Source organism: Roseinatronobacter ekhonensis (assembly GCF_900499075.1).
Lineage (GTDB): Bacteria > Pseudomonadota > Alphaproteobacteria > Rhodobacterales > Rhodobacteraceae > Roseinatronobacter > Roseinatronobacter ekhonensis.
In genome coordinates, this window is the sequence record NZ_UIHC01000005.1 from 128,374 (window position 1) to 138,774 (window position 10,401).

General features: G+C 59.6%; 15 protein-coding genes, 1 tRNA gene and 1 pseudogene. 3 read left to right on the top strand and 14 right to left on the bottom strand.

Annotated features, from left to right (window positions below; all coding sequences use genetic code 11):
* The first annotated feature begins 75 nt into the window (after nt 1–75).
* Nucleotides 76–1,122 (top strand): phosphoribosylformylglycinamidine cyclo-ligase, encoded by a 1,047-nt coding sequence (gene purM, locus ROE7235_RS04100; protein WP_121093385.1) that lies wholly within the window; start codon nt 76–78, stop codon nt 1,120–1,122.
* Nucleotides 1,119–1,706, top strand: coding sequence for a phosphoribosylglycinamide formyltransferase (gene purN, locus ROE7235_RS04105; RefSeq protein ID WP_121093386.1), 588 nt, complete (start codon nt 1,119–1,121; stop codon nt 1,704–1,706). The genes purM and purN overlap by 4 nt, the downstream gene beginning before the upstream one ends.
* Here purN and ROE7235_RS04110 read toward each other — a convergent pair.
* Together ROE7235_RS04110 and rlmB are read right to left on the bottom strand one after the other, a co-directional pair.
* The gene (locus ROE7235_RS04110; protein WP_121093387.1) at nt 1,693–2,262 is read right to left on the bottom strand and encodes a DUF2799 domain-containing protein; all 570 of its coding nucleotides are present in this window, start codon (nt 2,260–2,262) and stop codon (nt 1,693–1,695) included. The genes purN and ROE7235_RS04110 overlap by 14 nt on opposite strands.
* A complete protein-coding gene (gene rlmB, locus ROE7235_RS04115) occupies nt 2,259–3,047 on the bottom strand; it encodes a 23S rRNA (guanosine(2251)-2'-O)-methyltransferase RlmB (RefSeq protein ID WP_121093388.1) in 789 nt (262 codons plus the stop codon). The genes ROE7235_RS04110 and rlmB overlap by 4 nt, the downstream gene beginning before the upstream one ends.
* A gap of 147 nt (nt 3,048–3,194) precedes the next feature.
* On the opposite strand from rlmB, the gene ROE7235_RS20085 reads away from it, so the two are divergent.
* Nucleotides 3,195–3,278, top strand: a tRNA-Tyr gene (locus ROE7235_RS20085).
* 151 nt (nt 3,279–3,429) lie between these two features.
* Here ROE7235_RS20085 and ROE7235_RS04120 read toward each other — a convergent pair.
* From ROE7235_RS04120 to ROE7235_RS04170, 12 genes and pseudogenes are all read right to left on the bottom strand, one after another.
* On the bottom strand, nt 3,430–4,134 hold the full coding sequence (locus ROE7235_RS04120; RefSeq protein WP_121093389.1) for a hypothetical protein: 705 nt from the start codon (nt 4,132–4,134) through the stop codon (nt 3,430–3,432).
* A gap of 21 nt (nt 4,135–4,155) precedes the next feature.
* Nucleotides 4,156–5,541 (bottom strand): terminase large subunit domain-containing protein, encoded by a 1,386-nt coding sequence (locus ROE7235_RS04125; RefSeq protein WP_121093390.1) that lies wholly within the window; start codon nt 5,539–5,541, stop codon nt 4,156–4,158.
* Complete coding sequence (locus ROE7235_RS20090) at nt 5,541–5,690, bottom strand: hypothetical protein (protein ID WP_183073315.1); 150 nt, start codon at nt 5,688–5,690, stop codon at nt 5,541–5,543. Before ROE7235_RS20090 ends, ROE7235_RS04125 begins: the two co-directional genes overlap by 1 nt.
* A complete protein-coding gene (locus ROE7235_RS04130; RefSeq protein ID WP_121093391.1) occupies nt 5,683–6,072 on the bottom strand; it encodes a hypothetical protein in 390 nt (129 codons plus the stop codon). Before ROE7235_RS04130 ends, ROE7235_RS20090 begins: the two co-directional genes overlap by 8 nt.
* Before the next feature lie 221 nt (nt 6,073–6,293).
* Nucleotides 6,294–6,674, bottom strand: coding sequence for a hypothetical protein (locus tag ROE7235_RS04135; RefSeq protein WP_147434165.1), 381 nt, complete (start codon nt 6,672–6,674; stop codon nt 6,294–6,296).
* Between the two features lie 188 nt (nt 6,675–6,862).
* Nucleotides 6,863–8,176 (bottom strand): helicase RepA family protein, encoded by a 1,314-nt coding sequence (locus ROE7235_RS04140; RefSeq protein WP_121093393.1) that lies wholly within the window; start codon nt 8,174–8,176, stop codon nt 6,863–6,865.
* The gene (locus tag ROE7235_RS04145; protein WP_147434166.1) at nt 8,173–8,562 is read right to left on the bottom strand and encodes a hypothetical protein; all 390 of its coding nucleotides are present in this window, start codon (nt 8,560–8,562) and stop codon (nt 8,173–8,175) included. Before ROE7235_RS04145 ends, ROE7235_RS04140 begins: the two co-directional genes overlap by 4 nt.
* Nucleotides 8,552–8,767 (bottom strand): hypothetical protein, encoded by a 216-nt coding sequence (locus ROE7235_RS04150; RefSeq protein WP_121093395.1) that lies wholly within the window; start codon nt 8,765–8,767, stop codon nt 8,552–8,554. Before ROE7235_RS04150 ends, ROE7235_RS04145 begins: the two co-directional genes overlap by 11 nt.
* Before the next feature lie 112 nt (nt 8,768–8,879).
* Complete coding sequence (locus ROE7235_RS04155) at nt 8,880–9,290, bottom strand: hypothetical protein (protein WP_121093396.1); 411 nt, start codon at nt 9,288–9,290, stop codon at nt 8,880–8,882.
* 214 nt (nt 9,291–9,504) lie between these two features.
* A complete protein-coding gene (locus tag ROE7235_RS04160; RefSeq protein ID WP_121093397.1) occupies nt 9,505–9,714 on the bottom strand; it encodes a helix-turn-helix transcriptional regulator in 210 nt (69 codons plus the stop codon).
* An 81-nt stretch (nt 9,715–9,795) separates the two neighbouring features.
* A complete protein-coding gene (locus tag ROE7235_RS04165; RefSeq protein WP_121093398.1) occupies nt 9,796–10,047 on the bottom strand; it encodes a hypothetical protein in 252 nt (83 codons plus the stop codon).
* A 153-nt stretch (nt 10,048–10,200) separates the two neighbouring features.
* Nucleotides 10,201–10,401: pseudogene (locus ROE7235_RS04170) on the bottom strand (IS630 family transposase); the annotation flags it as partial.

Consider the following 10,401-nt stretch of genomic DNA (forward strand, 5'->3'; position numbering starts at 1 on the left):
AAGACCTGCTCTGTTGCCCTGCGCCGGGAAACGCGCTATCGCCCCCTCAATTCTGCAATTCAGGAGTGCGCGCAGATGTCGGATGGCAAGAACGGGCTAAGCTACGCGGCAGCGGGCGTGGACATTGACGCGGGCAATGCCTTGGTCGAAGCGATCAAACCCGCGGCAAAAGCCACCACACGCCCCGGTGTGATGGCAGGTCTGGGCGGCTTTGGCGCTTTGTTCGACCTGAAAGGCGCGGGCTATAGCGATCCGATTCTCGTTGCCGCGACCGACGGGGTGGGCACCAAACTGCGCATCGCCATCGACACGGGGCATCTGGACACAATAGGCATCGACCTTGTGGCGATGTGTGTGAACGATCTTGTTTGCCAAGGTGCAGAGCCGTTGTTTTTTCTGGACTATTTCGCCACCGGCAAGCTGGACGTGCCCGCTGCCACGCGGATCATAAATGGCATCGCAGAGGGCTGCACACAGTCAGGCTGCGCGCTGATTGGCGGCGAAACGGCAGAAATGCCGGGCATGTATGCGGCAGAGGATTTCGACTTGGCAGGCTTCGCCGTCGGCGCGATGGAACGTGGTACAGCACTCCCTGCCGATGTCGCGGCGGGCGATGTGCTGCTGGGGCTGGCCTCGGACGGGGTGCACTCGAATGGCTACAGCCTCGTGCGCAAGGTGGTCGAGCAGGCCGGTCTGGCATGGGATGCGCCCGCGCCCTTTGCAGAGGGCAGCTTGGGCGCGGCACTGCTGGCGCCAACGCGGCTGTATGTCAAACCCGCACTGGCCGCGATCCGCGCAGGCGGCGTGCACGGGCTGGCCCATATCACCGGTGGCGGCCTGACCGAAAACCTGCCGCGCATTTTGCCCGACGGCTTGGGCGCAGAGATTGATCTTGGCGCATGGTCCCTGCCCCCGGTTTTCGCGTGGCTGGCGCGCGAAGGGGGCATCGCGCAGGCCGAGATGCTGAAAACCTTCAATGCAGGCATCGGCATGGTTCTGGTGGTCGCGCCTGAAAGAGCAGCCGACCTGACCGGACTGCTCACCGACGCAGGCGAACGCGTCTGCACCTTGGGCCATGTGACCGAGGGTGCGGACATCCGCTATACCGGCGCGCTGGCATGAAGGTTGCCATCCTGATCTCTGGATCGGGGTCCAACATGGTGGCCCTTGCGGAGTCGATGACAGGCGACCACCCTGCGCGACCCTGCATGGTGCTGGCAAATGACCCGAATGCGGGCGGGTTGGCGCGCGCACGGGCTATGGGCATCCCGACTGCGGCAATTGACCACCGGCCCTACAAAGGGGACCGCACGGCGTTCGAAGCTGCACTTCTGGAACCGCTTTTGACGGCACAGCCCGACATCATCGCGCTCGCGGGATTCATGCGGGTGCTCACCCCCGATTTCGTTGGCCGGTTCGAAGGGCAAATACTGAATATCCACCCCTCGCTTTTGCCAAAATACAAGGGTTTGAACACGCATGCCCGCGCGATAGAGGCAGGCGACACAGAGGCCGGTTGCACCGTGCACAAAGTGACTGCCGCGCTGGATGACGGTCCGATCCTTGGGCAGGCTCGCGTGCCGATCCTGCCCGGCGACACGGCCGAAACCTTGGCGGCGCGCGTGCTACCGATGGAGCATAAGCTTTACCCGCTGGCGTTGCGCCGGTTGGCCATGGCAGATCATACCCCGATCACCTTGCCCTGAACGCGACAACCGCGCGCCGCGTGCGTGCCGCTTCAGCACGCGCGAAACCAAGTTCAAGCTGTAGGCGCAAAATCTCTGACTGGTTGTTGGACAATTCCGATCTCAAGTCGGTTTCACCATCGTCTCCGATCACGCCGATGATTTCACGGTTTCGCGCTTGCAAGCGCGCGATCTCGCGCTGTATGCGGCTGACCTCGGCGCGCGCCTTATGGTCTGCTGTGCCAATCTCGAAACCGCGTAGAAAGCCCGGCTCCGACGTGGCCGGGCATACATTGCGGTAGTTGCGACCTGCCAGACCGGCATCCAACCCTGATGACGGGGTGCAATAGCTTTGCAAACCCTGCGCGTAGCCTGCCTGCCATGCAGCACGCTGCGGGGTGACGCCGGTCGCCTCGCAGGCTTTGACATGGCGGGCGAATTGCGTCTCGGCCACCTTCCCCGCTGCGCCGTCACGCTGGCCAATCCCAGCCCAATCGCCCGACAGGCATTCTTCCTCGCTCAGCGACGCGCAACCCGCCAGCAGCGCCAAACCGGCCATCGCGACAAACCGTTTCATCCCGCTGCTCCTAGCTGCGCGCGCGCCGCGTATAATGCAACCGCCGCAGCATTCGACACATTCAGAGATCCGAACGCGGCTGCGGCGGGAATACGCGCCATGATATCACAGGTTGCGCGGGTTTTTTCGCGCAGGCCCGGTCCTTCTGCGCCCAGCACAAGACCGACCGGGCCCGGTGGCAGGCTGGCCAAGGCAGCGCCAAGCTCGACATCGCCTTCACCATCCAGCCCGATCAGGATGTATCCCATCTGTTGCAGCGCGACCATGTCTTCGGACAGGTTGCGCACGCGCAGATAGGGCTGGCGTTCCAGCGCACCGCTGGCGGTTTTTGCCAGCGCGCCGGTTTCCGGGGCCGCATGGCGCTGCGTGGCGATCACCGCGCGGGCTCCGAACACCTCGGCGGACCGCAGAATCGCGCCGACATTGTGCGGGTCGCTAACATGATCCAGCAGCACGACAAGGTCCTGTCCCTGCGGGCGGCACATCTCTGGTACGCGCCCCCAATCCAGAGGGCGCACTTCCAAGGCGGCGCCCTGATGCACCGCGCCGGCATCCAGCGGCGCCGGAAATTTCCGCGGGTCGACGATCTCGGCGTCTATACCCGATTGCGCAACCGCATCGGCCAGCTTGCTTTCGGCATTGCGGGTCAGAAACAGGGTCAGCTTGGTGCGGTGCGGGTTCAAAAGCGCATCGCGGACCGCATGCAGCCCGAACAGCCAAACGCTGTCCTGCCGCCCTTCGCGGCGGGCTTTTTCTTTTTCGATGACCCAGACTGGTTTTTTCACGCGCGCTCCATTTGGCTGTTCGGGCGCAAGCTTTGCGCATGGTGCTTGCTCTGCGCAAGGGGCAATGGCTGCAAACCGGTGTTTTCAAATTCCGGCCCATTTCCGCCCTTGACGCTTTTGAGCGCCTCGCGTAATTCACCGCGCAGAGGGCGACGGGCTGCAAGGTGCGGCAGCGGACTGTAACTCCGCCGGGGAGACCCACGCCTGGTTCGATTCCAGGGTCGCCCACCATTTTACCCAATAAATCTATGATTTTACTGGATAAAATGGTGGGGGCGTTTACTGCTCCACCCTTATATCTGCCCTTAAAAAATCCTGCAATTTCGGAAAAAAATACCGGGCGCAAGGGCCCGGTCAGAATGCTGCAATACGGTGGGAAACGTCACTGCATGGATTCGCTGAAATTCTCTTGCGCCGCCTTGGCCGCTTCCTCTGCTTTGACGAATGCGACCATGGCCTGTGCATCTTGCGATTGGGTCGCTGCGGTTTCAGCATTGCGCACGACAACCTGCAACGCGTGATCGGCTTCGATCATGGCATCAAGTTCTTGCACGATCTCCGGTGCCACTTGGGATTCATAGGCGCGGCGCATTTCGCCAAGCAGTTTCCGGTCGAACCCGGTGACAATCGCCGGTGCGTTGAACAATGCACTCAAGGTGTCAGCATCTTGAGCCTTCACGGCCTCTTGCAAGATTTCATGCCGGGATTTGCTATCCATCGACCGGACAACGGCGCGCAATTCAGATTGTCGCATGATCGCCTCCAAATTCTCGGGCGGTCGCAACCCGGTGCGCTGTAGCAGTTTTTCGCCAAGGCGCGCACCTTGTATGCTCAGTATTTCATTTGCCTGTGAACGGATCGCTTTTGCCGACTTGGCAAGCCTTTGCCCGGCCTCATGGGTCTTTTTCATGTGCAAGGCGTCATTGTCTGCCGGGTTGCGGTTCAATGCGATTGCTTCCAGCGATTGCACTGCACTGTGCAATCGCCCGATTTCCCCGACAACGCGCGTTGGTGCGTCCATGTTCCTACCTTCCAGCCGCTTCAATTCGCGTTCCAGAATAGCTTTGATCGGTCCCGAATATTTCATGCTCTTTCCTTTCTCGATTGCCTAAAGCCTAAGTTCCATTTGCTTGGTGGTGTGCTTGGGTTTTTTGATCGACGCCACCAACCCAGCCACTGCGTTGGCAAGGTCATCATGCCCGCCGGGCGGGTGGTCGATCAGATCCCGCCCGCTGCGCCCGGTGCGACGCTCAAGCGCCGCCATTTGGCGCGCAAGTTTCTGGTCGGGCGGCAACTCGACACTGCCCGAATTCATCGCAGCCAGAAGCTCGATATAAAGCCCGTTGCGGTCCAGTTCCGAAACCTCATAGGCTATCCCATATTTCTGGAATTCATCGCGCGGCCACCGCCCCGCGTATCGATCGCCAGTCACCCGGCGAATTCCATAGGTGCCCATGAAGTCGGCAAATTCCTTGGCGATTAGCGCAGGGCTTCCCCGCATACCTCGCACCGCATCCAGCACCACGGCGTCGCCTTCGCGGTGCCCGATTGCCAAAGTGAATTCATCCTGCCCACCGCCCGCCGGGTCAGTAAACGCCACATAGTGCAGCCCCCGCGCGGCTGGCAGTTCCTTGGGCTTGGGTCGCGTGGCTTGCTCGATCAGCGCAGGGTCGATCAGGCTGGAAATATCGCTGCGAAACTGCGCCAGATATTCAGCACATGCCCGCGCACTGTCATCGCGCATCGCATCGTCAATAATCCGTTGCGGCAAGGTCGGGTTCATCCTGCGCGACGGTGCCTGCGCGACCAGCACCCGGCTGTCACGCCCGAAATGGCCCTGATAAGTCTGCCAAAGCATACCGCGCCGCGCATAGGGCGATGACAACGCCACCAGCTTGCCGCCCAGTGTCGCCAAGGCCGGGCGCAAGGCCGCGATGATCTCTGCATCTGGTCGCGCGCCATCGGAATGCCAAAAGGCGATTTCATCCGCGATGACTGCCGCCAAAGTGTAGCCCCGCGTCGATCTGTGTGACGCGGTGCCTATCTCGATTGCGCACCGGTTCACCAGTTCCAACCCGTCACTGGTCTGGCGCTGCACAAGAGGGGCAAGCAAAGGGTGTTCGAACATGCCGCGCACATAGCGCAAGAGCGTGCGCGCTTGCGGTCGATCTGCCGCCAGTAGCAGCACCGTCGCCCATTCGCCCGGTGCCAGCTTGTCGCGATGATCTTTGAAGGCCGCTTCAAACGTCGCCACAAGGCCCGCTGCATGGCTCTTGCCCCCGCGCCTGCCAACCACGAGCCAAAGTTCGTCATGGGCTTCCTGCGAAGCCTCTGCGCGCCCTGTGACCTCTTGCCAGATCGGCAAGGCGTCATCATCCAAGGGCAGGCCATAATAGCCCGCCAAAAGCGCGCGCCATGCGCTGAAACTGTCGCCACCGAACGTGTCAGCGAATAGGGCCGGATCGGTCATCGCGTCCAGTATCGTCACGGCCATCAATAAAACCTCACTTCTGCAAGGATCGACTGCGCCAAACCTATTGCCGCTGGTATGGACAAGGGCACGCGCGCAACCTCTTGCCCGTCCTGCCAGATATGCAAGACCGGACCGGGCCGGATAGTCACCAGATAGCGGCCCTCACCCATTGGCCTGCCCTTTCGCTGCGATGTAACTGTGCAGATCGGGCGTGATATCCTTTGCCTTGCGTTCCAGCCCAAGATCGGAAAGCAAGCGGCGCAGCGCATTGGAAACTGTCGAGTATTGCAGCGCATCAAAGTCCTGCCCCTGCGCCAGTTCGGTTTCGCGTTCTTCGCACCAGCAGGCCAGCGTCGCGGCCCGCGCTGTGATATGCTTTTGGGCTTCCGTCAGATCGCCCCCGAGGTCGCTTTCGATCCCGGCGGTGATCTCTCGAAAGCGGCGTGCCATTGTGCTGCGACCATCTACACCTTGCAGCGCAATCGCACCGTTGCCGCGTCGCGTGCCAGCTTGGGGCAAGGGCGGGTCTATGCGCTTTCTTGTTCTGGTCATAATAAGCCATTTAAGGGCAGATATATGGGCAGGTCATAAAACACTATCAGCTTAAAGCATTGTAATCATTATTTCATTGCCGTTCATTGGCGGCAATATCAGGAACCAAACCGGCCTTGGTGCAGAAAAACAGGCTCGCGAAGGTCAAAATTTGCCCCCATGATTCTCACTTAAAAGCCCCGCACATTGGCGGGGCGTCATTTCAAATTGTCAGGTTTGGGTTATTCCAACCCTATAATGGTTGCAGTATCGCCGCGCCGGGTCGCAAGGCAATTGCGCGTTTCGGTCACGGTTGCGCCGAACAAGTTGGCCCCGCGATAAGTCGCTCGGATGGTGTAAAAGCTGCCACTGTCTATAACCGGCCAATCAACCCTAGACACCCATTCGGCGCTGGCGGGGTCATTTAAGCCTTTTTGAATTTCAAGGCTGCATTTGACCTGCGCTTCACTTTTGAACCGTCCAAATTCACGCGCCGCGTCACGCTCGGCGCGGGCCGCAATTTGTTCTGGCGTAGCATCAGGCGCAAGGAACACATACCAAGCCACCCAAACCCAAACCAGCGCACCCAGCGCCATTAAAAAACCGCGTCCAACTTTAGCCATTCTGCGAAGCTGCCCGCCTCAAGCCGCGTCGTCAAGGTCCATTGGCGCAATGGCAAGCCGCGAGGTCATGGCCAAGTCATCGCCCAAGACTGTTGCAGATATGCACCCACCACGGTCAAGGCCCCTAATAGGAAATGACTGTGGTGGTGGCGTCAGACGCGCCCCCCACCAGCGCCAGATTTCCACACTCAACCACACTCATTCACCACACTCGAATTGACTGTGGAAAGGTCGCCAGATGAAACACATTCACCCACATGCACCAGCTTGATATCGCGCCCGGTCCTTGCGTCTTTGCTCGTCTCGATAACAAGCGCGCCACTTTTCAACCATCCGCTTAGAATCTGTCGCACCTTGGCGCGTGCGATGTTCTGCGCGGTCGTGCGTTCTTGCTTTTTCAGGTCGCGGCCAAGGTCCAGCCCTAAGCTGTCACCAATGGTGAAGCCTATCCAGTCCGTTGCGCGTTCGTTGTGCTTTGGCGGGTTGTCGTTGGCCTGTATAGCTTGTTGCACACGCATCAGGTCGCGGGCGGTCATGCCCTCGAAGGCATCAGGCGGCGTCCAGACAGTTGCGACGCCGACATGATCGCCCTCGGGCCATAGGCCGGAACCGTTGCCCAGATGAACCGGCACCATCTTGCGCCATGTGGCCTTGTCAGGCGGTGCAAGATTGGCCTTGCCCATGTTGACGCGGAAATGCCGCGCGGCGTCTTGTTCTTCTATGCCGAACCGTTCGGCCTCATCCATGCGCATTCGGGTCAGGAACCGGGCAGACCGAACGCCATCGATCAGCGCACCCGCGCCCCGACTGGCATAAATGCCCAGATCGTCGCCATTGAGCGCGCCCGCTTTCGACACATGGTGCACCAGTTCAATCGCGCAGTTGGTCATCGCGGCGATATCGCGCCAAGCACCGATTACCGCATTCATGGCGGCGTTGTCGTTTTCTGGCACCGCGTGCGAAGTGGCGAACGGATCGACCACCAGCACATCAACGCGACTCGCTTTTATCGCCTTCACCAGCGCATCGCGCGTCGGGATTGCGACCTGCGCGCCGCTCGGGCCATGGGCGGCAATGGTGATCGGCACATCTCGCCCGCTATCCTGCATAAAGCGATTGTCGATCTGGTCTGACGTGATCTGATAGTGCAGACAGGCGGCGGCAACGCGGCGTTTCAGCTCGTGCTCTGGATCTTCACCATTCCAGCACCACACCCGCAACGGCTCTGGCGGTGCATCCCCCATAAGGTCGCGGCCTGTAACCATCGCCAAGGCTTCGACTTGCAAAAGCGATGACTTGCCCAACCCGCCGGGCGCGACTGTGGCACTCACAAAACCCCGGATCAGGTGCTTTGCAAAAAGCCATTCGCGCGGCGGGATTTCTTCAGGGTCACACCAGACAAAAGGGCTTGGGGTGAATTCAACCGCCGGGCCGGGTTCTTCTTCATAGGCGCTGATAGGCGGTAGCGGTGCCACGTTCGCAAAAGCATCATCCGAATTCATGCGCTGCCCCCCTGAAACTGTCCATCGGTCCCGAGTCTGGCAAGGAATGCGCGGCGGTCGGCATCGGTGAAGCTGCGCCAGATCGACACAAAAAGCCGCTTGCGCATGCCCAGCCCCATCGGCACGCCCTGCAACCTGTGAAGCGCCGCGCAGGCATAGTGCTGCAATTCTGCCGGGCGCGCACAATCTGCCCAGAACCGGGCATCTTCTCGGATATCGCGCCAAGGATCGAAGCCGGGCATCCCGGCCGCGCGCTCGTCAAGATAGGCCGCGCAGAGCGCGCTTGCGTCATCGGGGTGACATTCGCCCAGGGCGAAGGCCAGACCCCGCGCCCAACCAAGGCGCACCCGTTGCCGGGTTTCGGGGCAAGGGTAGTCATACATCATCAGCGCGCCCCCATGCGACTTGGGCAATGTCCTTGGCGCAGCGTGCTGCTTGCGCGAAGTCACGCATCGGACGGGTTGCGACCAGACCGTTAGAAAACAGTTCCAGCCGCGTCGCAGCGCCATCAGGTGTCACTATTGCGGTGATACGCCCGCGCGGTAGGGGATAGGTTTCTTCGCGGTATATACCGCGCACATATTGTTCCATTGCTCTAACCTCTGGTTTTGACCAGCGGCAAGGCGCGTGCTATTCTATCTATTCAAGCCGTCCAATGCCTGAAATTTGTGAAGCCTCGCACCGTTGCCGCCGGTTCGGGGTTTCACTCTTTTATGGGGTGAGAAACTTGGCGCATCCGGTCGGCCATTTCCGCTATGCGGCGGTCATGGTCGTGCAAAATGCGGATCGCATCATCGAAAAAATACACCAGCGCGCGAAAGTCGATCTGGTCCAGATTGTCGTCGCCCCCTTCGCCCCCGATAAGGGCAAGGCGCAGCGTCACCAGCGTTGAAAGCACATGGTGCACCGGGTCATCGACTTCGATCTGTATCGCGCTGCGCAGTAGCCCGGACGCGCCCGCAATCGCTTGCGCCGGGTCGGTCGGGTATTCCGACTGACGGTCGCGCATACGCTGCACATGCACGTCGAAGGCAAGATTATGCACTTGGTCAGGCGTCATCGCGACCAGTTCGGCACGGGCGTCGGGTGAAAGGGTTTCGAGTAGGTTGCTCATAGCGAATCCCCCTTGCCATTGCGGCGGCGAAACTCGGCTTGCAATTCTTCGGCCTGTTTGCGGTGCCATTCGCCCATGTCGTTTACTGCATCGGCAATCGCTGGCAGGGCTTCGGGATAGGATTAAAGGCGGCGCAGCAGGATTTGAAGCTGGACGCCGGGAAACTCGCCTGCGCCCTGCATTGTGCGGCGCACCACTTGCTTTTCCCAATCCATTACGCGGCCTCCCCTTGGGTGGCCTGTGCGGCTTCCCATGCTTCAAGGTCGGACAAGCGCCAGTAATTCAGGCGATTGATTTGGATAGGCGCAGGAAAGCCCAGCGCGTCATCGCGCACCCAGCGCCAGATCGTCACGGCTGATTTCTGGTAGCGGGCCTGCACCTGCGGCCCGGTCAGGAATTCGGATTTCGGGTCTGCTTTGGTCATCGGTCGAAACTCCTTTGCTATGGTTTCGACCTCTTAAATTCAGCAATGTTCGTTCATTTGCAAAAGGTCCTGCGAAACGAGTTATTCAATAAACACGTTTCTCATTGCCTCTATCTTGTCTCGGGTCAGGCTGAACAGCAGCGGTTCATGCGGTTGAACTACATCCGCAACCTTCTCCATATGCAAGGTCATCATAAAGGCTGCGCGCCTAGTGCCGTGATCCAAACTTTCGGCACGATCAATGCGCTTTTTCACATTAGCGCGGCTTTCACCTATTTTAGACGCAATTTCTTCCATGACCGAAAGTCGCTTTATGCCCTGCACCTCGGTCATAATAAGGTAAGCATCTAAAACTAGTTGATCTAGATATTGCAGACGCGGTGGCGGCCCTGTTTTCAGCTTGATTTTCTTCTCCAGCCAATCTGCTATAAATTCGCGCTCGCCAGATGTAATTTTTTCGCCGCGACGAAGCTTTTTATACTTCTTCTACTCCAAAACCCGAAAGTTCTCGTGTGTTATGACGCGGAAGTTATCTGACACCTTGTCGCGGAATTTCTTCCATTCCTGCGGGATGGTCTCACGCATGAATGCAAGGATGGCGTCGGCGAATTGCTTCTGACTTCGGTAGTAGCGATTGTGGGTGACATAATGGTGCAAGACCGCCCAAAGACGTTCAATTGGATTGAG